Raw genomic sequence first — 20,887 nt, 5'->3', positions numbered from 1 at the left:
TGCTTATCTGCTGGACTTGCCCTGAGGATGGGATGCCGATGGTGTGCTGGACTTGTCCACTATTTTAGAGTCTGTTATGAACCACTGCCCGTCTTTTTTCTCGAGCGTGTAATTGACCTTGTAGTTGTCGTCTTGTTCCTTTATTACTTGCCCTGTAGCATCATCCATCAATTTGCTGATTTCTTTTATTTCAACAAACACGGCATATTTTTGTCCGGGAACTAGTTCACTGAAATGGTCAATAGTTGCGCCCTTGGGATTCATATCGTAATACTTGTGATTCACAGACAGCCACTTAATAGCGTCTGTCTGACGAATCAAGGCATTGCCGTGAAGTACTTGAGACAACTCCTCAGTTTTGCGCTGGCGCACGGCAATTTTTTTGATGTCTTGCCACGATTGAATTGTTTTGGAAAATGTTTCCGTCAGCTCGTTATTTGATGGAGACGCTGTTTTCTCCTGGTTTTGTCTGATGATAAAGTCGGTTGATTTGTTTCCCTTATTCAAGAAGCTGAAACGACCCGGTTGTTCTTTGGCTTCTTTGGAGTGCTCTTTCAACACATCCGGACTGGCATCTTTGGAGACGACGCTTATGACATATGAAAATTTGCCGTCACCTGTACCCTGTTTATTTACAGTGGTGATGTAGCGTCCGGCATTGATTGTAATTGGACTTGTATTGGATTGGTTGAGCAAACCGTCTTTGGCATCTTCTAATTGTTGGTTGAATTCCAAAATCGTTTTTGGTTTTACATTGAGACCTTCAAGCAAAAATTCTGAAGCGACTTGCAAATCCAAGAAGTCATCATAGGTAGCACCTTTGTTGACCAAATTGAAAGTTGCTTGAGCAATGCGCCCTCCGGCTAAATGCAAGTCTAAATTATTGCCTGCTTCGTCTACGAAAACATCATCAGCGCCGGCTTGTCTGTGAAACGGACCCACGCCTGGCCAGCCACCTTGTTTGATGAAATGGCTACCTGTGAATTCGTCAAGTTTTGACAGCGGTGCTGTTGCTGATGGTGCAGGCTTTGCAGGTTCGGTAAGATCGCCTTGAATAGTCGGTTGTGCATTTTGCTGTGGTGCATTTTGCTGTGGTGCCGCACTCGGTACAGGTGCAGTCTCGGCCGTTTCTTTTACAGAGGGTTGATCTTCTTTCTGTTCCGGAATGGCCGGTACAAATATTGCCGGAGGGTTTGTTGGTTCAATCGCTTGAACATTTTCTTTTACGGCCGGTTTGTTTTCTGGTTCGGCTGTGGACGGCGCTACTGGTGCACTTTTTAAATCTTTCTTCGGCGCAGCTGGTTTGTTGTGCTGCGATTCATCAGCCCAAATACTCTCCATCGACTCTTCACTGTCGTCGGCAAAGGCGACAGGAGTTGCTATGCCGGTAAGAATGCCGGAGACAACAACGAGGGCAGTCGATAATGACCAAATCCGTATGAGCATTGATGAAGTCCTAAACTTGTCAGAGTAGAATTTAACACGTTTGACTGCTGCTTTCCAAGTCTCTGTCGAGCTTTTGCTTGTTTTCATGAGTAGTCGATCCTGAATTGTAGCTTAAATTTAAGGACCTAAGCGCCAAAAGGCTTGCCAGTTCTTCGATTTGCCTGGGTAGGGCGTTTTCGCCAGGCGCCAGCTTTTGACCATTTTGGTTAAGCTCAATCAAGTGTGCCAGAGCTAATACTTCGGTAGCTAAGTGTATGAGAGTGGGCTCTTCCGAGCCTGTTAAGAGCACGACATTGACTGGATGTCCTTCAGTGGCGACGTATATCCTTTTGGGTTCGCCCTTATATGCGCTCGATCCCTTGTCTATGAGATATTCAGCAAGCGTCGCAGAGATCAGTGTTTTCTCAGCAATATTTGCTAATGAGGGTAAATCTAGTTCGTCTGCGAAGTGACCGACATTGGCAATTAGGACACCGTCTTTTGCTAGTTGCCAGTCATCCGCGGATAAAAGACTAGGTTTTCCGGATGCCGTGATTATAAGCTCGCTACCCTTAAGCGCTTCTTGTTGTGTTTGCAGCAGGAAGCCGTCATAGTGTGCCTTTAGTGCCCGCACGGAATCTACTTCCACGACTGATACGAGAGATCCTGCTTCTCTGAGATAGTGCGCACAGCCGGCTCCAACTTGACCATAGCCAAAGACCGCAACGTTGCAGCTTTTGAAATTCTTTCCGAGTTTAGTGAGCGCTTCGATAAGTCCGTCACCGACACCATGAAAATTTTCAATGGTTGACTTTAGAGTAGTGTCATTGAGGTTAAAAACAGGAATCGGCAAAATTAGCTTGCGCAGTTTAGTGATACCACTAGTGGTAATCTCGCAGCCGCCATAGAGCCAGTTAGCATTGAGACCCAAATACTGACTGGTGAGATGAAATCCCGTATCCGAAATTACAATTGGTTTTGCATCCAGCACTTTGTCGGCGGAGTTTTGCCCGAGATACACATTTGCTCCTGCTTTGCGCATGCGTTCGACGGAAGCTAAATCTGTCGTACTTGCATTGCATTCACTTAAATGCAACTCGGCACCCAGACTTATTACGGCTGAAACAGCAATTTCAGTTAACTCCGTCAGATGGCAGTGCCAACCAATACAGGCGCCTTTAAGAGTGCCTTTTTCTGAAAGGTATTGATGCAGGTGTTCGAAAATTGGAAAGGTCACGTCAAATCAAAAACGGGGATTCCCGCTTGCCTCAAAAGATTGGTCGTCGTCGTTAAAGGAAGACCGATTATATTGGTAACGCAGCCGTCAATCTTTTCCACAAAAGCAGCAGCCATGCCTTGCAGCGCGTAGGCTCCTGCTTTATCCATGGTTTCGCCACTGGCAATCAGCGCGTCGATTTCTCTTTTGTCCAATTGCTTGAATCGAACTTTAGATTTGACCGCATCGCTTAAAACTCTGTTTGACGGTAAGCATACAAGAGCTACTCCTGTATAAACTTCATGTTCTCTACCAGACAATTTGGCAAGCATTTCTCGCGCATGTTCTTCGTTGTCCGGTTTGCCCAGAATTTCTTTGTCAATTACAACAATCGTGTCTGCTCCCAGAACAACACAGCTGTCGTTGTGGTTTTTAATATTGTCGGCTACAAATCGTGCTTTTCTTTCCGCCAATTCCAAAACGGTTTGCCGCGGATGGGCACCGTCGTGTATGGTCTCATCGACGTTGCTGGCGATTACTTCAAAATCCAATTTCAGACCGTTGAGCAGGTCTAATCGTCTTGGCGATGCTGAGGCGAGAACTAGATGCGGCATAGATAAATTGAACCCTTTACTCGCGTGGCAATTCAAATATTTGAATTCTGTTGTTGCCGCGGTCAGCTACGTACATGATCTGTTTTTCAGGATCAATAGCCAAGCTGCTTGGACCTAAAAAGTGTCCTTGCTCCCGACCTGATCCACCAAAAGAATACAGGAAGCGACCATCTGATGCAAAGACTTGAATGCGGTGATTAAGCGAATCACAAACAAATATATTGCCGTGGCGATCAATGGCAACGTCTCGAGGTACATTAAATTCCCCTGGACCACTGCCCTTTTTCCCTAGCGTCGTTAATGGTCGTCCATCATTGCTGAAGACGGATACTCTGGATAAGGAATAATCGACAACATAGACGTTGCCTTTCTTGTCTAGAGTAAGTCCTGCCGGATACTGCATTTGTCCCGGGCCGCTACCGCGACTGCCGATGCTGCGCATCCAATTGCCTGTCGCCGAACTAAGTACTTGCACTGCATTATTATCTACATCGCAAACGTATAGATGACCTTTCAGATCACAAGCAATTCCCTGCAATCCACCATCTTTACCCGGGTGGTTAAGCACATCTTTGATAAAGAAGCCTTGACGATCATATAGACGAATGTAGTGGTCGCTCGAGTCGGTTGCGTAAATAATCCCGCTGTCATCGGCACAAACATATGCCGGACTACTGAATAATCCACCGGTGGCGGTAACAGTAGGCTTTTTACCGGTGTTTTCAGGACGGCTCTTTAAGTTAAATAGCCATTTGCCGTTCTTCGAAAACACGCTGACGCGTCGGGAAAGTACATCGCCGGCAATGATTTGACCTGGTCCGGTGGCAATACCACTCAACTCTAGAAACTGTCCGGCGTCTTCGCCGCGTTCGCCGAAAACGGAAATGAGTTTGATCCGTTGTTCCGGACGTGCGTTTTCTCTTATTGTAGGAGTTCCTGGTGCAGGAACATTCGGCACTGAAACAAGTGCCGCCATTTTGGCCCCTTGTAGGGCGGCTATAAGATCGCTTCTAAATTCTTCAATCGAATCGCATCGTTGGTTGATGTCGCGGTGAAGAGCACGTGCAAGTGTCGTTTGAGTAGCTTTGCTGAATGCACTGTTGTCGTTAGGAAAAGGTCTTGTTTCAGCGGAAATCAATGCTTGCCATGTTAACTGTGCCGGATTGACATTGAATGGCAAAAAGCCGGTTAGTGCCTCATAGATAAGAACAGCGAGTGAAAAAACATCACTTGCTTTACCCACTGGTTCATCGGCTAGTTCCTCCGGTGAGCTATATGGGCTGGGAGGATAGAACGATTCGTCGGCTCCTGTCAGGCTACCTGAGAAAAAGGGTCTTGGAACAAAGGCAAAGTCGGATAATTTTATTATGCCGTTTGTCTCGATAAAGATGTTTTCCGGCTTGAGATCAAGGTGGAGATAGCCGTCTTTGTGAGCGAGGCTCAGAGTATTACTCAGCGATTCGATAAGCGATATAACAGAATCAGTGCGCAAGCGCCCACCTTTTGAAAGAATGTAGCGCCGCAAGTTTTGTCCTTGTATGAACTCCATAATGCTGCTTTTTTTGTCAGCGTAAAAACCAATTGTGTTTACGATGTTTTCGTGCTGGAGCTTGCTGGACTTCTCTATTCTCTGCTCAAAGTGGTGAGCAATCAAAGCTTGCATGTCTTCTGGAAAGTTTTCTACGGTCAAATATTTCAAGGCAAATTGATTTTTGCCTGATTCGTCTTTTGCTAAAAATACTTTTGAATAAGGGCCAGTGCCTAATTGACGCACATGGGATAAGGTAGGCAGCGAACTATACATCGGATCCCTGACTCAACTCAAAAAACAATTCAGTTCGTCCAATCTTTATCGCATCACCTGGAGCTAATTGCTTGCGCTCTTCCAGCGATTTTCCGTTTAGGGTCGTACCATTGGTTGAGCCCAAGTCTTCTACCCACCAGCTGCCACGCATATGGAGTACCCATGCATGGTGACGCGACACATAAGTATCGTCAGGCAAGGCCAGATCGTTACCTTCGTCTCTACCTATTTTTAGAACAGATCTTTCAAGCACGAAACTTTCACTGGTAGCCTTGTTTACCAGTTGCGCGCCGCCTAAGGGGATTGTCTTCTGGTGCGTCATATATAACGCTCCGGCTTCGCTTCGCTACACCTGCGCTTAGCCATCCGGCATTCGTTGCTCGCTTCGCTGCGCATTGCTCCTCGCAACGCTTGCTCAGCTTCTTTGTTGATCAGCTTCAGTTTCACCTTCGCTTACTCGGCTTTGCAATTATTTGCCGCTGGAGTTCTTATCCATGTATTGAATAGCAACTACAGTAACGTTATCAGGAGCGCCGCCGTCCAATGTTAGTTTCACTAGCTGATCGCAAACTTCTTGGGGATCAGCATCTTTTTCAATTGCGGCAGAAATCTGTTCGTCACGCAAAACGGTAGAAAGACCATCAGTGCAGAGCAAAATCCAGTCAGACGGACGCAGATCTACTGGCGTTTGGTCAACTTCTACTTCCGGTTCATGACCCAAACAGCGAGTTATGAGATTTTTGTAAGGATTGATGCGGGCTTGTTCTTCGGTTAAGCGACCGGCACGTACCATTTCTTGTACAACCGAGTGATCGGTCGTCAACAGCTTCGGCTTGCTATTGCGCATGAGATACGCGCGTGAGTCGCCTACGTGGGCGATTTGCAGGTGATCGTCTGTCGACTGCACACCCACGACCACAGTAGTGCCCATACCGTGCACAGACGCGTCTTTCTTGCCGGCTTGGAAAACTGCATGATTGGCGCGGGCCACGGCTTCTTCGAGCCAGTTGGAGATAGCTTGTAAATCGTTCTCGTGCGGGGGTTTTTCGTTCCAAAGTTCTTGGATGGCTTCAACGGCAAGTTGAGACGCTCTGGCGCCGCCTACGGCTCCGCCCATTCCGTCGGCAACAACGAATACCCTCGTGTCGGGGCTCACGTAGTAGTTGTCTTCGTTGCGTTCACGCTGGCAACCAGCATTAGTAATAGCGGCAGCTCGCCATTTCAACATTTCGGCTTGTTCACTCCCGAATTCCGAGTCTTGCCTCTGTAAAAGCAGGAAGGCAATATGACTCCCGCCAAATAATTATTGCCCACATGCGCGCAGTTCCAATCAAAATCTTCCAGATGATGGACAATTCTTAAATTTATTTGCAAAGAGAAGCCGTTTCCGAGGTTGGAATCCGCCCCTGGGTCAGCAAATTGAATAACCAGGTTTGTAATGAGGGTTGTAAAGCTCTGCGGAAATTGAAATTGGGTTTGAGGTTGCGAATAATGCCCTCTAACGAGCTTACTGTTTTTATCAGATACGTCAAATTGGGTGGCAGGTAGAATGACTGGCCCTCAATGAGGTCATCGAGTTGCTTTTCAATAGCCTGCCAGTCAATGTCGGTTAAATCGCCACCGGAAAAATAAGACAGCAGACTATCGAAAATTTGTTTCAATTCAGGCGTCATCTCTTTCTGGCGGGCAATACCGAGATTGTGTAAACCTCGGTATAGGTTGGCGCTATCTTTTTGCGCAAGTGCCGTAATGCATGTCTCTATTGCATTCTTATCTGACTGTTTGATTTCACTGGTCATGCCAAAGTCGTAAACAATTAGTTCTCCATTTGAATTGGCTGCCAAATTTCCTGCATGGGGATCGGCATGGAAAAATCCTGTTTTGAGTATTTGTCCCGCGTAAAATTTCACCAGCAAATTGGCCAGCTTGTTAGTGTCGATGCCGGCTTGAGTGAGTTCGTCCACGGCACTTATTTTTATCCCAGGGGTGTAATCCAGGGTCAGAACACGTTTGCTTGTGTACTTCCAGTAAATGCGCGGAATAATTATTTCCGTATCCAGCCGGAAATCCTTACGTAGGCGATCGGCATTGCGGCCTTCTTCTAAGTAATTCATTTCTGCAAACACATGCTTGCCGAACTCGTCGGAGACATTTGTCCAGAAACGACTCTTATTTAGCTGTCCCAGTTTGGCCAAGAAATTGGACAATAGGCGCATATAACCAAGATCGCGATAGAAAACTGAGGAGAGATTTTGTCTTTGCACTTTGACGGCTACTTCCGTGCCGTTTTTCAATACTGCATGATGGACCTGTCCGATACTTGCGGCAGCAAAAGGCTCTTTGGTAAAAGTTTTAAACAAAAATTCCGGCGATGTGCCTAATTCCGATTCAATTACAGATTTCACCTCCTCGTAACTCATCGGAGACAGACTGTCTTCCAAGAGAGAAAGTTCAGCGGCAAGCTTTTCCGGCAATATATCTTTGCGGCAAGACATAAACTGCCCTAGTTTTACGAAGGATGGACCAAGTTCGGCAAGCAATTGGCGAACGCGTCTTGCTCTGGCTGCTTCGTCGACAGTTGCTACTTTATCGGTCATTGATAGAGCTAAGAAGCGCGCAAAAACAGAGAGCAGTTGATAGCTGCGCTTTTCGAGCAAAAAATGCTGAACGGCTAGATCCGCTTTTTGCGGATCGTAACTGTTGATTGCCGTGGTATTAGACGGCAGAGCGCATTGACTTGAGGTCTGCAATTTCAGCACGCAGAGTGGCTATCTCTGCTCTAAGCTCGTTGATTTCGGTTGAATCGCCCAGAGCGCCCAACGAAAAGTCGGCAACTTGTCTGCGGATTCTTTCACGAAATTGACTTTCCAAAACTTCTGAACGGTGCCAGATTTGCTGACCCAGTTCGTAGGCATATTCTTGAGCAATGTCGCGAGAATGCTTCATGTGCTCACTACCGTAAGACTTATATTCGGTAGCTCTGGAGGTGACGGCATCGAGACAATCTTCAAGTCGTTCACGACCGACCTCTACAGCTGCCTTGGCGATAAAAAATAGTTTCATCAGGGGCTTGAGCACCAGTCTATCCTCCATCACTTTTCACTTCCTCTTTGAGATAGTACAAACACTTTGCCGTGGCCAAATTAGAAAGTTGGCAAGACAAAAACTTAGGCAAATTATACACTAGGAGATAGGCAAAACCTGGTTAAATAGGGCAGCCTGTGTGCCTTTTTGTAAAGCCCAGGTACCCGTTTGAAATGGGCGGCGCATGTCAAGCCGCATTGTGAGGATAATTTTGTGCAGGTAACTAAGAGGCAAGACGCTTCAAAAGAAGCGAACCCCCATCGTCAGAGCGTGGCTTTACTGTCAGCCCCGTTATATATGGGTGGCAAGCATCGCGGAGCGAGTATGGGTCCGGCAGCCCTGAAAGTAGCCGGTCTTGTCGAGCGGATTTCTGACTTAGGCTATGACATCAGTCGCCAAGTTGATATTGATGTTCCTCACAGTGTTTGTTGGTGGGAAAAGAATATGCCTGCCAAATGTGTGCCGGAAATTGGACAAGTGTCTTTGTCCTTGGCTGACGAAGTTACAGCAAGCCTGCAAGACGGTTCCATTGCTATCGCTTTAGGCGGCGACCACAGTCTTGCAGTCGGCTCAATTGCCGGAGCATCTCGTTTTTATCGTGAGCAAAAGCAATCATTTGGACTTATTTGGTTTGATGCGCATGGCGATATCAATACGCCGGAAACTTCTCCAAGCGGTAACGTCCATGGCATGGGATTGGCTGTAAGTCTTGGTCGCGGCGATAAAAGACTCGTTGACTTGCTTGGTTTTGCGCCGAAACTTGATCCTTCTAAAACAGTCCTTGTTGGAATTCGTGATCTCGATCCAGGCGAACGCAAAATAATTGCAGAAGTCGGCATCAAGGCCTTCACGATGAGTGATATTGATCGTCATGGCGTGGAAAATATCATGGAACGCGCATTGCAAATTGCCGGCAAGGATGTCGCAGGTTTGCACGTCTCATTAGATATCGATGTAATGGACCCAGATATTGCACCTGGTGTGAGCACGCCGGCTGTCGGCGGAGTCAACTTCCGCGAAATGCGCCTTGCTTTGGAGATGCTCTACATTTCCAAACTCATTCGCTCAATTGATGTTGTTGAACTGAACCCAGCACTCGATGACAGAAGCAGATCTGCTCATGTAACAGTTGAACTTCTCGAGCATTGCTTAGGTAAGACATTGTTGTAGCCCGACGACACATTTAGTGTCGTCTACGTTCCACTTCGCCTCCGCTGCCTCCGGCACTGCCACCTATGTTGCGCAGCGGACGGCTCTATCGCCGCCCTTGCTTCGCTTCTTGTAAAGGGATACTAGACAACCGATCTGCTTGGTACTATACTTACGTATGGATCTATAGGATTCTTAAAGCCCGACTCGAAATTTCAGATAGATAAGGGACTAGTTAGGACAAAAATGAATATCACTGAACAGTTGCCGCCCCGTCAGGGCGAGGTTTTGAAATTAATTACTAGTTTGACCGAACAGCAAGGATACCCACCCACATTGGCTGAGTTGGCCCAGGCAATGGGCTTAAGAAATCGCATGACGGTTCACCAGCATGTAGCGGCCCTAAAGAAAAAGGGGCTAGTGCAGTGGGAGCCGGGACTAAATAGATCGCTGCGCGTTATTGGTGGTTCCTCAGAACCGATTTCGATTAATAGCAAGCGTCAATCGAAACCAGCTTCAGTTATGCCTATTACTAAAGGACTTCCGATGGCGGGAACTATTGCCGCCGGTAATCCTATTGATGCACTGGAAACAGATGAATATTTGGAAGTAGAGAGTCGTTATGCCGGTAGTGGTTGTTTTGCCTTGAAGGTAAAAGGTGAGTCGATGATTGAAGAAGGCATCTTTGATGGCGACTTCGTTATTGTGAAGCCGAATCCTTCACCGACAAATGGCGAAATAGTTGTGGCAGTACTTGATGATGACACGGCCACTCTGAAGCGTTTCTACAAAGAAAAAGGACGCTATCGCTTGCAGCCGGCTAACAAGGACATGGAACCAATCTATGTTCCGAGCACTCAGGAAATGAACATCAAAGGCGTAGTGGTCGGACTTTTCCGTAAAATGTCCTAACTCATTTGCCTTTTCACAATTTCGTCTTTTAGTCCTTGCGGCATCTTGTCGGCAAGGTCTACTTCTACTGTCTTTTCTTTCTCATAACTGACGACACCTGCCGGTCCCAGTTTTTTGACATATCGGCACTGAGTATAAGTAACCCGAGTTATTCCGGATGTTTTTGCCTTGGAGAAATAGGCGGCGGCGTAAGCTGCTTCTTTCAAAGTGTTTGCCGGAGGTTCTGTTTTGTTCGACGTCAAACGAATTAGAACATGGCTTCCCGGAGAACCAAGCACGTGCAGCCAAATCTCGTGAGGCTTGGCATTCGAAAGAATAAGTTCGTTTTCTTTGCGGTTGCGACCAACAAGAATAGTTACTCCATCTGACGATCCGAACATTATTGGTTTTCCGCCGGCGGCATCTTTGTTCAATATTTTCGATTGAGTTGGATCCCGACCGGCAAAATTCGCTTTGACCAAATCTACATCATCTCTCGTTAGGGCTTCGCCGAGATCTGCAAGACATTGCTTTAGGACTGCTAGGCGTCCACTTGTTTGACCGATATGTTTTTCTGCTGCTTCAAACCGAGCTTTGTTCTTCGAGAAAAGTTTGTATTTGACTTGCGCATTTTGGCTTGGCGATAAACTTGGATCCAGTGCTATTGTTGTCGGTTGATCATCGGCGTAGAAATTGCTGACAGTTACTTCTTCCTGCCCCACTGTGATGTTGGCGATATTGGCTAAAAGCAGATCTCCGTATTGTTTGTGTGTTTCGTATCCAGCAGCTGAATCGCGCTGATCAACAGAGACTGCCAATCTTGAGGAAAGTCTTTTTTCCTCAGTTCTTATTAGTGAGCGAAGTTCTTCTCGCGCCTGATTGAAACTGACTCTGTCTTCTAGCTGTTGGTAGTAGGTTGCGACTAATTCGTTTGCACTTTTGAATTCCTGCCATTGGTCAATGTCATCGCCGTTATGTGACCAGCTGAATATGCTGTACTTAGTTAGGTCCAGTCTCATGGCTGGTTTTGTGTTTTCCAGTTTTTGAATTTGCTTAAGCATTTTCCAGAGCTGATTGGACTTGTCCTCTGATTCATTGAGTTGACTTGCTAACTCTTCGGCTAATGGACGCCCGAGTCCAGAAAATTTGCTTAACAGAAAATCTTCGTCGACTGTCTCTGCACTGTCTACAGCTTTTGCTACTTCCTCAAAATTCGTGCAGAAGATGTTCAGTTTGTTTTGCTTGGGCGGTCTTACATAGCGAAGACCTGAGGCAATCTCTCGCTTGGAGGACATTGCTGCGGTGACATTGTGAGATGCGGCAATTATCTTTTCTGATTCCTTGTCCCAAAAAATAAGATTGCTGTGCTTGCCCATTATTTCAACGGTTAAAACTTTCGTGCTTCTGGAGCCAAGTTCATCAACGGAAGAAAAAACGAGATCAACAATTCTTTCGCCGTCAACTGCCGAAATGGAAAGTAATTGTGCACTGACGAGATGTTTTTTAAGAGCTAGACCAAATGCAGATTGACTCTTTAATTTGGAAGTCTTGGCCTTCTCAAGTAAGCAGATTCTACCCATCGCCGTATTGGCTGATAAAAGGAGGTGCTGTTGCCCACTTGTCTGACGAAAGGTTAAGCACAGCTCGTCGCGAGCAGTTTGCTGGCTTTTATCGAGCCTGGCCTTGGTTAGAAGAAGCTTCAATTCTTCGACAACAGCTTTTAGTGTTAGAGCATCAACAGCTTGCATGTTTGATCTCTTCGGCTCTCTCGGGTTTAATGGTAGGACTTCACCAAATAGTAACGCAACAGGACTTCCATGGCAGTTCCCCAAGGCAAGATAGTTGTAATTACCGGCCCATCGGGCGTTGGTAAGGGTACTGTCGTGCAGCGCATTTTGGCTGATGTGCCTAACGTCGTTAAGTCAGTTTCGCTTACAACCAGAGAAAAACGGGCAGGCGAAGTAGAAGGTGTCGACTATTTCTTTGTTGACAAGGCTAAATTTGAAGATTTGGTCAAGCAAAACACTGTGCTTGAGTGGGCTGAATTTGCCGGCGCCTGCTATGGAACACCAAAAAAATGGGTTGATGAACAGCTGAAAGCGGGACTAGATGTCATTCTGGAGATTGAAGTTCAGGGGGCAATGCAAATAAAGAAATGCTGCCCGACCGCCCTGCTCATCTTCTTGTCACCGCCTTCGTTTGAAGAATTAGAGTCGCGTCTTAGAGGGCGCGCCACTGAAACGCCGGAGAAAATTGCCCTGCGTTTGGCTAAAGCCAGCCAGGAATTGACCCAAAAACACGAGTTTCACTATGAAGTTGTTAATGACAATTTAGAAGATGCTGTGGCCAAACTTATTAGCATAGTCAAGCATGAACGTAGTAAAATAGTTGATTCCCACAGTTTAGGCTGAAAATGAATACAACAAGAATCCTAGATAGACTTTTGGATAAGCATGAGAACCGCTACGAGCTAGTGCTCAAGGTTGCTCAGCGCGCCAAGCAAATCAAGAATGAGACACGCGAGCAGCAAAAGGTAACAAACGCAGTTATCCAAGCTCTGCAAATGGTCGCTGCTGAAGGAGATGGCACAATTCTCATTTCTCCAAGCGGAAGCATCTATCGTCCTTATTAGTTACGGAATACTTTCGTAACTTCCCCACTGAAGACGGGCTTAAATTGATTTAAGCCCGTCTTTTTGCTTGCTATGAAGCAAGCTTGAACTTATACTTCTGCCACGAAAGAGGCTTTAGGCAATGAATTTCTGGCACGTAATTCTATTATTCGCCGCCATGGCAGGACTGATGGGCTGGTGGCGTTTGCCTTTCTGGAATGGCGTCCTCTGGTACTGCGATTGGAAAGATGGTGCAGATCTCGACTGGGGCGTTGAAATGTTTTCGACTATCGCCGTGCCGTTTGCCTACATGTTCGCCATCTTCGAAATTATTCTGATTTTCGGTACTAAGTAACAACTGCAAGATTAGCTTGCACAGGTGTGTGGAAAGATTTTCCACCATCACGATAGCGTTGTCCTACATTTTCGCTGTATGTGAAATACATTGGATTTTCGGTGCCGCGTAAAAACCGTTCCAGTCCTTCTTTCCCTTCGGTCTGAAAAGCAAGTTCGGAAAGCACTTGATGGGCTTCTACTGCTGTTGTTATTTGCGTAAGTCTGTTTCGGAATGACGCACTCTTGTGGATGCCCTTCGTGTAATTGATCATGTGCTTGCGTGACTCGTTGGTGCCAACTCTCTCGCCTTTGTACATGATGAGGTTAATGCAATGGATGTAAGCCGTAATCAACTTATCTATGTCATTTGGCGTATCTTCGAGAATCCCTGTATCAATGAATTTGGTGATGCGTGGAATGAGCCATGGATTGCCTAGGCTGCCGCGTGCAACAGCTACTCCATCGGCACCTGTTATTTCCAATAGGCGTGCTGCGTCAGTTGGATCAAATACGTCACCATTACCGAAAACTGGGACAGATAGCGCCTTTTTGACTTCACCTATGGCATGCCAATCGGCTTGTCCGGAATAAAATTGTGAACGCGTTCTGCCGTGTACAGTAACTGCGTCGCCGCCTGCTTCTTCAACCATGCGTCCAAACTCAACTGCATTACGCGAGTTGTCGTCCCAGCCAAGACGGAATTTAACGCTTAGAGGAATACTAATTGCTTGTCTTACTTCGCGAATGATATCGCGAGCAAGATCAGGCTCTTTCATGAGCGCGCAACCGTCTTTGCCTTTGGTGATTTTGGGGACAGGGCAGCCCATGTTGATGTCCACAAAATCAGCACCTTTTGCCTGTGCGCGCGCTGCAGCTTGTGCCATTACGTCCGGCTCATGACCAAATATCTGAATGCCTATAGGATGCTCTGCCGTATCAAGGTCCATCAGCCTGGTGTCCTTCTGGTGCATTAGAGCACGGCTGGAAACCATTTCGGTGGACATCAGGCAATTGGGGTCGACTAATCTAACTACAGAACGATAGACAATGTCCGTGACGCCGGCCATCGGCGGCACGTAGACTCTGCTATTGAGAGTTAGCGATCCAATCTTAATTGCCATAGAAGTTAAGTCTTGCATTATTAGCTTAATAAGGCAAATGAAGGCTTTAGCCGTGCTAATAATCAGCAATCTTTCGCATAAAGTTTAGAAGCTGCTAAAGGGTGACAGTTAAAATAAGTAAGTGTGAAGCTGAATGCAGCTCGGTAAATGTTTTAGGCGGGTTGCTGAAAGGTTGATTAAATGTCTGAGCTGAAAGCGGCGCCAGTGAAAGTCTTGGTGAGCGGCGCAACCGGTTATGTGGGCAGCCGGCTGGTGCCCAGGCTTTTAAATGCCGGATACTTTGTAAAGGCCACGTCGCGCTCATTGGATAAATTGCTTTCTCGTCCATGGGCGATGCACCCTAATTTGGAATTGGTTCAGCTGGATATGAAAGACAAGGAGGCAGTGGAAAAGGCGATTGCTGATTGCACTCATGTCTATTACCTTGTGCATTCGATGAATCCGTTAAATCATGATTTCGCTCATGCCGATAGGGTTGCTGCTCTTAACATGGCCGAGGCATGTGGGAAGTCTCACCTCAGGCAAATTATTTATCTGGGTGGACTGGGAGAAGAGTCCGACAACTTAAGCAAACACCTTAGCTCAAGGGCCGAAGTCGCACATATACTTGGTTCCGGCGCAACGCCGGTGACGATCCTTAGAGCGGCTATGATTATTGGTTCGGGAAGTGCGTCATTTGAAATATTGCGCTATCTGGTCGATCGTTTGCCCATAATGGTTACTCCTCGCTGGGTGCACACAAGGTCTCAACCAATTTCCATCAGGAATGTCCTGCACTATTTAATTGGCTGTCTGGACAACGAAGCGACTTTTGGCGCGACTTTTGATATTGGTGGCCCGGAAATACTTACCTACAAGGACTTAATGTGTATTTATGCCGAGCGGGCAGGACTAAGACCCAGGATAATTATTTCTGTGCCGGTTTTCACGCCGCGTCTTTCTTCGTATTGGATTCACCTGGTCACACCGGTGCCGGCTTATATTGCTCGCCCGCTAGCTGAGGGTTTACGAAATCCGACGATTTGTATCAACAACGATATTCGCGATCTTTTGCCGCAAAGATTATTGACCGCTAAAGAGGCTATTGATCTTGCTATCAATCGTTTGCAGCACCAACAAATCGAAAGTCATTGGACTGATGCCGGAACAATAAGACCTTCAGAATGGTGCATGCCGGATGACCCTGAGTGGGCCGGCGGTACCTTGCTTGTCGACGAGCGTTTTGTCACGGTCGGTTGCACAGCGGAGGAAGCCTGGCAGCCGATTGTGCAATTGGGTGGAGTCACCGGCTACTACTATGCTGATTGGCTCTGGGCGTTGCGTGGACTGATTGATAAGTTGCTCGGCGGGGTTGGGCTTAGGCGCGGTAGGCGTGATTTAGTTGATCTGAGAACCGGCGATGCCCTTGATTTTTGGCGTGTGAAACAAGTGCAAAAAAATAAATCACTTGTTTTGATTGCCGAGATGAAATTGCCGGGGCAAGCCGTCTTGGAATTTGAACTGGAAACAGCAACGCCGGGTGTGACCCGGATAAGGCAGATCGCTAAGTTCCTGCCTGCCGGGCTGGAGGGAATACTGTATTGGTTTTCTGTTTTGCCATTACACAATCTGATCTTTAATGGCATGCTTAAGGGCATTGCCTCTGCTACGGCAAAACCTTTGCTTACCGGACCGGAAAGGGTTAATTAGTGTTTGCTTTGCGAGACAAGCTCAGAGGTCTTTCGGAAGATAAGATCTTCACTTTTGCCGTCTGAATCAACCTCAATTGTATCTCCGTCGGCAAACTGACCTTCCAGAAGCTTGAGCGCCAACGGATTCTCAATTTCTTTTTGAATCAAGCGCTTAAGCGGACGGGCCCCAAACACAGGGTCGTAACCAATGCGAGCCAGCCAGTCGCGAGCAGTTTCTGTTGTCTGGAGTTCAATTTTTCTATCAGCAATGCGCTTGTTGAGAATATGCAATTGCAGATCGACAATTTTCTTCAGTTGCTCGGCTGTTAAAGCATGGAAGACAACGGTTTCATCTATGCGGTTGAGGAATTCTGGACGGAAATGTTCGCGCAATGCTTCCATTACCCTTTCTTTCATTTGCGGGTAATGGTCATCACCGTCAACTGCTGCTCTAACCTGATAGTCGAGGATATACTGGCTGCCTATGTTGGAGGTCATGATGATGATTGTGTTCTTGAAGTCCACCTTGCGACCTTTGGAATCGGTCAAATGTCCTTCATCGAGAACTTGCAGAAGCACGTTGAACACATCAGGGTGAGCCTTTTCAATTTCATCGAAAAGAACGCAAGTATACGCGCGGCGGCGCACGGCTTCTGTTAATTGACCGCCTTCGTCAAAGCCGATGTATCCAGGTGGTGCGCCGATTAGACGAGCCACTGTGTGTCTTTCCTGATATTCAGACATATCAATGCGTACAATTGCTTGTTCGTCGTCAAAGAGAAACTCTGCCAGTGCTTTGGCAAGTTCTGTTTTGCCAACGCCTGTTGGTCCTAAAAACAGGAAACTACCAATAGGACGCTTAGGGTCTTGCAGACCTGCGCGTGCACGACGAACGGCGTTGGAGACGACGGAAATTGCTTCTTCTTGTCCAATTACGCGCTTGTGCAAATGCTCTTCTAATTTGAGAAGTTTTTGCACTTCGCCTTCCATCAACTTGGTTACAGGAATGCCTGTCCATTTAGAGACGATTTCAGCAATGTCGTCTTCTGTTACTTCTTCTGAAAGAAGTCTTGGACCCTTCTTCTTGTTGAAGATTTCCTCTTCAGACTTGAGCTGTTTTTCTAATTCAGTCAGTTTGCCGTATTTCAATTCGGCAGCTTTGGCTAAATCGGTCACGCGCTCGGCTTGCTCAATTTGAATTTGCGTTGATTCAATATCGGCCTTAATAGTCTGAATTCGCTGTAGAGCTTCTTTTTCCGATTGCCAACGCGCGCGAAGAACTTCCGCTTCTTCTTGCATTTCGGCAAGTTCCCGCTCGAGTTTTTCCAGGCGCTCTTTTGACTGAGCGTCTTTTTCTTTCTTCAGGGCTTCGCGTTCAATTTCTAACTGAATGCGTCTTCTTTCCATCTCGTCGAGTTCAGCCGGCATAGAATCGATTTCAATGCGCATTTTTGCGGCTGATTCATCAATTAGGTCGATTGCTTTATCCGGCAGGAAACGGTCGGTGATGTAGCGATGCGAAAGAACTGCAGCAGCAACTAGTGCTGAGTCTTTAATGCGCACACCGTGATGCACTTCATAACGTTGTTTTAAACCGCGTAATATGGAAATTGTTTCCTCGACACCCGGCTCGTCTACATTGACCATCTGAAAACGGCGTTCAAGCGCGGGATCCTTCTCGATATGCTTGCGATATTCATCAACGGTTGTCGCGCCTATGCAGTGCAACTCGCCACGAGCTAAAGGTGGTTTCAGCAAATTGCCGGCATCCATGGAGCCTTCACCTGATGAGCCGGCACCCACAACGGTGTGCAATTCGTCAATAAAGAGAATAATGCCACCATTGCTGTCGATAACTTCTTTGAGAACTGCCTTCAGGCGCTCCTCAAATTCACCACGGAATTTAGCTCCGGCAATGAGTGCTCCCATATCCAGCGAAACGAGTTTTTTGTTTTTCAGACCCTCAGGCACATCACCTTTGGTTATACGTTGGGCAAGTCCTTCGACAATTGCTGTTTTACCGACGCCAGGTTCGCCAACCAAAACCGGATTGTTTTTTGTGCGGCGGGACAAAACCTGCATGACGCGTCTTACTTCGTCATCGCGACCGATAACAGGATCAAGCTTGCCTTGTTCGGCAGCTTTTGTCAGATCTCGTCCGTAGCGCTGCAACGCTTCATAAGTTGCTTCAGGATCTTGGCTCGTTACGGATTGGTTGCCGCGAATCGAACTTAAGACTTCCAGGATTTTGTTTTTGGTTATGCCGTGTTTTTCAAGAATTGCACCAGCTTGATCTTTCTTATTCTCAGCCAGCGCCAACATGAGGTGTTCTACGCTGATAAATTGATCTTTGAGACGTTCCGCTTCTTTGTTGGCGTCTTCCAATACCGACATCAAGCGGGCGGACACATGGAGCTCATCTTTCGCTTGCGATATTGAGGACCCCTTCGGTTGGCTCTGCAAATATCTTGTCACTGCCTCGGTGATGATTTCCGGATTTACTTTGAGGCGTTCCAAAATTTTGGGCGCAAGTCCCTCGTTTTGTTCGAGCAGAGATAGAAGCAAGTGCTCGGGAGTCACTTGACTCTGCCCGTAACGGGACAATATTGCGCGGCAATTAGTAACTGCTTCTTGGGCCTTATGTGTAAATCGCTCTAAGTTCATAGCTTACCTACTTTGATGTAACGCGCCAGTTTCGCTTCGCTTCACTTTCGTTAGCTGTCCAGCAACCCTGGTTCGCTTCGCAGCGACCGCCTCACCGGCGCTCTTGCTACGCTTCTTGTTCCCCATAAAGACAACTTATCAGCTCTTTATTACAACCAACTAACTTTTCATAAATATTTAGGGCATTCACTTTTCAAGCACAGCCGTTAAGCGGAATTTGTTTGTCCATAGCGGTATTATGGTTAGTAGCTGAGATTAAGAGCAATTTTGCTCTTGGTTCGGCTTCCCCAAGGCCAGCCGCTAATTCAAGTCAATGCAAGAATTTGAAGAAGACCACTATGCAACTTTAGAGGTAGACGAGAAAGCCTCGCCTGAAGATATTCGCAAGGCATATATTCGCCTGGCCAAGAAATTGCACCCAGACCGCTTTCCAAACGACGCTCAAAAGCGCGCGCATGCTCAAGAACAATTCGCCCGCGTAACAAGAGCACATGAAGTCGTCAGCGACGCCACCAGAAGGGCTGAATATGATGCCATGCGCATACTTGTTAAGGAGCGCCAGGCGGCAAAAGCTGCAAATCCTATGTCGGACAATTTTGTCAGCCCAATAGCGACTATTGGTAGTTCCCAAATGTCCCAGAAATTCGAAGTCGGTTCAAATATTAAGTGGGCGGAAAAGCATTTGGCTCGTGCAGAAGAGCTTTTGAAAAATGGGCGCATACCCGACGCTGAGACGGCAACCAAGGAAGCCTTGAGACTTTTGCCTACTGATCCACGTTGCCATGTGATGATGGCTGAAGTCTTTTTGGCAAAAGGCTGGCGCACTATTGCTTTGACGGAAGTTCAGGCAGCTTTGCGCGTAGATCCCAAAAATACCGAAGCCAAGGCTCTGGAAATGAAGATCAAGATTCAATCTGCCCAATCCGATACCAAAGGCGGTAAAAAAACAGCCGCTGGGCAGGCAGCAACTTCATCGGGGGGCTCTGGCGGCTCGATGGAATGGTGGGAACAGCTAAAAGCACTTCTCACCAAAAAGCTGTAAACGATTTACCCTCAACGGCTGGTTGTCAAGCATTGTTGTCATGAACAAGATGACCTACCGTGTTAAGATATCGGCGATATATTCTCATTGCAACCAGGAGAATTTCAGTGCTTAGCGCTCGCAGCTGGCTAATCATTTCTGTAAGTTTTGTTTTGGCTCTGCCTGTTCAAGCAGACGAAAATACAAGCGAGCCTATTACGGAAGGCACAAAGCTCAAGGGAAGCGTTGAACAAACACAATCAGCGAAGGATTATCCTTTTCTTGATGGTGTTGTTCAAACTGTGCCCAAAGGCACAAATGTTGCACTGCGACTTTCCTGCAATTTGAATTCTGAATTAAGCAGCAAGGGCGATGAAATTTTTGCCAAAGTTTGCGTGGATGTAAAAGACGGACAAAAGGTATTGATGCCTGGTGGCTGGCATTTGCATGGAATAGTTTCCGATTCAAAAAAACAACGACGCTTAGGACGAAGTGGATACGTTGAAGTAACTTTCGATAAGCTTTTAAGTGAAAACGGCTATGAAGTTGATTTGCCTACTCCGGTAAAATTTTCCACGCGTGATAATCAATTGAAAGCAGTGGCCAAAATTTTGGCGGTTGATGCTGCTCATGTAGGTTATGGTGCAGTGGGCGGTGCAATACTTTCTGCTGAATTAGGATCAATTCCACTCGCAATTTCCACCTATGGAATCTCCATCGGTGTTGGTGCAACTGCTGGTGCAACTGTTGGTATGTTGGCTGCACTAAAGCGAAAAGGAAAAATTGCCTCTATTTATCCTGGCGATCCAATTCGTCTAACTATTGCTGAACAAATTACTCTGCCCGGATTTAATCCGGAAGCTATTCCTTCTGCTGTGAAACCAAAGGGAATACCGGGGGTAAGTATTAAGACTGGCAAAGTCACGTATGGTAAAAGTCCTATAGGTGACGATAACGCAAAGCAAATGACCATTGATTTGACAATTGACAATCGCTCTAACAAAGAAGTGAGCTTTTTTGACATTGCCGTAGTTGATGACTACGAAGAGAAAAATTTCCCGACACTCTATGGAAATTATTTGCCTTTTGGAAAGCATGTGGCCCAGGGCACAACGGGGCGGGCAACGCTTTCTTTCCCTATAAGTAGAGCAAAACGCAAGTATTCTCTAGTGCTTCTAGACCGCTCAAAACGTAATGAATTAATGCGAGTGCCGATAAACTAGCAATATCATTAATTGTTGCGTGAAACCCCCCATCATTGCTGGCATTAAATCCTAAATG

At 46.8% G+C, this 20,887-nt stretch carries 19 protein-coding genes; 8 read left to right on the top strand and 11 right to left on the bottom strand.

All coding sequences use genetic code 11. From position 1 onward, the window contains the following. Positions 1–3: 3 nt before the first annotated feature. The 8 genes from K2Y22_12350 to K2Y22_12315 form a co-directional block, all read right to left on the bottom strand. Positions 4–1,533, bottom strand: coding sequence for an ARC6/PARC6 family protein (locus tag K2Y22_12350; GenBank protein ID MBX9879242.1), 1,530 nt, complete (start codon positions 1,531–1,533; stop codon positions 4–6). After that, entirely contained in the window at positions 1,478–2,662 is a 1,185-nt protein-coding gene (locus tag K2Y22_12345; protein ID MBX9879241.1) for a hypothetical protein, read from the bottom strand. Before K2Y22_12345 ends, K2Y22_12350 begins: the two co-directional genes overlap by 56 nt. Then, complete coding sequence (locus K2Y22_12340) at positions 2,659–3,255, bottom strand: Maf family protein (GenBank protein MBX9879240.1); 597 nt, start codon at positions 3,253–3,255, stop codon at positions 2,659–2,661. Before K2Y22_12340 ends, K2Y22_12345 begins: the two co-directional genes overlap by 4 nt. Positions 3,256–3,271: 16 nt before the next feature. Beyond that, on the bottom strand, positions 3,272–5,059 hold the full coding sequence (locus K2Y22_12335; protein ID MBX9879239.1) for a protein kinase: 1,788 nt from the start codon (positions 5,057–5,059) through the stop codon (positions 3,272–3,274). Beyond that, positions 5,052–5,381: an FHA domain-containing protein gene (locus tag K2Y22_12330; protein MBX9879238.1), complete on the bottom strand. Its 330-nt coding sequence runs from the start codon at positions 5,379–5,381 to the stop codon at positions 5,052–5,054. Before K2Y22_12330 ends, K2Y22_12335 begins: the two co-directional genes overlap by 8 nt. Before the next feature lie 147 nt (positions 5,382–5,528). After that, positions 5,529–6,287 (bottom strand): Stp1/IreP family PP2C-type Ser/Thr phosphatase, encoded by a 759-nt coding sequence (locus K2Y22_12325; protein MBX9879237.1) that lies wholly within the window; start codon positions 6,285–6,287, stop codon positions 5,529–5,531. 136 nt (positions 6,288–6,423) lie between these two features. Beyond that, positions 6,424–7,818 (bottom strand): hypothetical protein, encoded by a 1,395-nt coding sequence (locus tag K2Y22_12320; protein ID MBX9879236.1) that lies wholly within the window; start codon positions 7,816–7,818, stop codon positions 6,424–6,426. Then, positions 7,775–8,155, bottom strand: a complete 381-nt coding sequence (locus K2Y22_12315) for a hypothetical protein (protein MBX9879235.1) — start codon at positions 8,153–8,155, stop codon at positions 7,775–7,777. Before K2Y22_12315 ends, K2Y22_12320 begins: the two co-directional genes overlap by 44 nt. 201 nt (positions 8,156–8,356) lie before the next feature. On the opposite strand from K2Y22_12315, the gene rocF reads away from it, so the two are divergent. Together rocF and lexA are read left to right on the top strand one after the other, a co-directional pair. Further along, the gene (gene rocF / locus K2Y22_12310; GenBank protein ID MBX9879234.1) at positions 8,357–9,313 is read left to right on the top strand and encodes an arginase; all 957 of its coding nucleotides are present in this window, start codon (positions 8,357–8,359) and stop codon (positions 9,311–9,313) included. A gap of 225 nt (positions 9,314–9,538) precedes the next feature. Next, positions 9,539–10,204 (top strand): transcriptional repressor LexA, encoded by a 666-nt coding sequence (gene lexA, locus K2Y22_12305; GenBank protein MBX9879233.1) that lies wholly within the window; start codon positions 9,539–9,541, stop codon positions 10,202–10,204. On the opposite strand, the gene K2Y22_12300 is transcribed toward lexA, so the two are convergent. Next, on the bottom strand, positions 10,201–11,931 hold the full coding sequence (locus tag K2Y22_12300) for an NFACT family protein (GenBank protein MBX9879232.1): 1,731 nt from the start codon (positions 11,929–11,931) through the stop codon (positions 10,201–10,203). The genes lexA and K2Y22_12300 overlap by 4 nt on opposite strands. Before the next feature lie 69 nt (positions 11,932–12,000). On the opposite strand from K2Y22_12300, the gene gmk reads away from it, so the two are divergent. The 3 genes from gmk to K2Y22_12285 all read left to right on the top strand — a co-directional run bounded on the left by gmk (position 12,001) and on the right by K2Y22_12285 (position 13,149). Beyond that, on the top strand, positions 12,001–12,594 hold the full coding sequence (gene gmk, locus K2Y22_12295) for a guanylate kinase (GenBank protein MBX9879231.1): 594 nt from the start codon (positions 12,001–12,003) through the stop codon (positions 12,592–12,594). Between the two features lie 2 nt (positions 12,595–12,596). Beyond that, positions 12,597–12,815, top strand: a complete 219-nt coding sequence (locus K2Y22_12290; protein ID MBX9879230.1) for a DNA-directed RNA polymerase subunit omega — start codon at positions 12,597–12,599, stop codon at positions 12,813–12,815. Between the two features lie 121 nt (positions 12,816–12,936). After that, the gene (locus tag K2Y22_12285) at positions 12,937–13,149 is read left to right on the top strand and encodes a hypothetical protein (GenBank protein MBX9879229.1); all 213 of its coding nucleotides are present in this window, start codon (positions 12,937–12,939) and stop codon (positions 13,147–13,149) included. Here the strand turns inward: K2Y22_12285 and dusB are convergent. Beyond that, positions 13,142–14,251: a tRNA dihydrouridine synthase DusB gene (gene dusB / locus K2Y22_12280; protein MBX9879228.1), complete on the bottom strand. Its 1,110-nt coding sequence runs from the start codon at positions 14,249–14,251 to the stop codon at positions 13,142–13,144. The two genes, K2Y22_12285 and dusB, sit on opposite strands and share 8 nt — an antisense overlap. 180 nt (positions 14,252–14,431) lie before the next feature. On the opposite strand from dusB, the gene K2Y22_12275 reads away from it, so the two are divergent. After that, positions 14,432–15,940, top strand: a complete 1,509-nt coding sequence (locus tag K2Y22_12275) for an SDR family oxidoreductase (protein MBX9879227.1) — start codon at positions 14,432–14,434, stop codon at positions 15,938–15,940. On the opposite strand, the gene clpB is transcribed toward K2Y22_12275, so the two are convergent. Continuing rightward, the gene (gene clpB, locus K2Y22_12270; protein ID MBX9879226.1) at positions 15,937–18,585 is read right to left on the bottom strand and encodes an ATP-dependent chaperone ClpB; all 2,649 of its coding nucleotides are present in this window, start codon (positions 18,583–18,585) and stop codon (positions 15,937–15,939) included. The two genes, K2Y22_12275 and clpB, sit on opposite strands and share 4 nt — an antisense overlap. Positions 18,586–18,898: 313 nt before the next feature. Between clpB and K2Y22_12265 the strand changes: the two genes are divergently transcribed. Both K2Y22_12265 and K2Y22_12260 read left to right on the top strand, forming a co-directional pair. Then, entirely contained in the window at positions 18,899–19,627 is a 729-nt protein-coding gene (locus K2Y22_12265; protein MBX9879225.1) for a DnaJ domain-containing protein, read from the top strand. 107 nt (positions 19,628–19,734) lie between these two features. Continuing rightward, positions 19,735–20,829, top strand: a complete 1,095-nt coding sequence (locus K2Y22_12260; GenBank protein ID MBX9879224.1) for a DUF4352 domain-containing protein — start codon at positions 19,735–19,737, stop codon at positions 20,827–20,829. Positions 20,830–20,887 lie beyond the last annotated feature (58 nt).

It is taken from the genome of Candidatus Obscuribacterales bacterium (assembly GCA_019744775.1).
Classification (GTDB): Bacteria; Cyanobacteriota; Vampirovibrionia; order Obscuribacterales; family Obscuribacteraceae; genus SBAT01.
This window is presented reverse-complemented; position numbering and strand designations above follow the sequence as displayed.

Bases quoted from the DNA above. Each gene is read 5' to 3' on its own strand.
- K2Y22_12275 (MBX9879227.1), top strand. From the start codon at position 14,432: ATGTCTGAGCTGAAAGCGGCGCCAGTGAAAGTCTTGGTGAGCGGCGCA.
- gmk (MBX9879231.1), top strand. From the start codon at position 12,001: ATGGCAGTTCCCCAAGGCAAGATAGTTGTAATTACCGGCCCATCGGGC.
- lexA (MBX9879233.1), top strand. From the start codon at position 9,539: ATGAATATCACTGAACAGTTGCCGCCCCGTCAGGGCGAGGTTTTGAAA.
- K2Y22_12330 (MBX9879238.1), bottom strand. From the start codon at position 5,381: ATGACGCACCAGAAGACAATCCCCTTAGGCGGCGCGCAACTGGTAAAC.
- K2Y22_12340 (MBX9879240.1), bottom strand. From the start codon at position 3,255: ATGCCGCATCTAGTTCTCGCCTCAGCATCGCCAAGACGATTAGACCTG.
- K2Y22_12285 (MBX9879229.1), top strand. From the start codon at position 12,937: ATGAATTTCTGGCACGTAATTCTATTATTCGCCGCCATGGCAGGACTG.
- K2Y22_12265 (MBX9879225.1), top strand. From the start codon at position 18,899: ATGCAAGAATTTGAAGAAGACCACTATGCAACTTTAGAGGTAGACGAG.
- dusB (MBX9879228.1), bottom strand. From the start codon at position 14,251: ATGGCAATTAAGATTGGATCGCTAACTCTCAATAGCAGAGTCTACGTG.
- K2Y22_12350 (MBX9879242.1), bottom strand. From the start codon at position 1,533: ATGAAAACAAGCAAAAGCTCGACAGAGACTTGGAAAGCAGCAGTCAAA.
- K2Y22_12325 (MBX9879237.1), bottom strand. From the start codon at position 6,287: ATGTTGAAATGGCGAGCTGCCGCTATTACTAATGCTGGTTGCCAGCGT.
- clpB (MBX9879226.1), bottom strand. From the start codon at position 18,585: ATGAACTTAGAGCGATTTACACATAAGGCCCAAGAAGCAGTTACTAAT.
- K2Y22_12335 (MBX9879239.1), bottom strand. From the start codon at position 5,059: ATGTATAGTTCGCTGCCTACCTTATCCCATGTGCGTCAATTAGGCACT.
- K2Y22_12290 (MBX9879230.1), top strand. From the start codon at position 12,597: ATGAATACAACAAGAATCCTAGATAGACTTTTGGATAAGCATGAGAAC.
- K2Y22_12300 (MBX9879232.1), bottom strand. From the start codon at position 11,931: ATGCAAGCTGTTGATGCTCTAACACTAAAAGCTGTTGTCGAAGAATTG.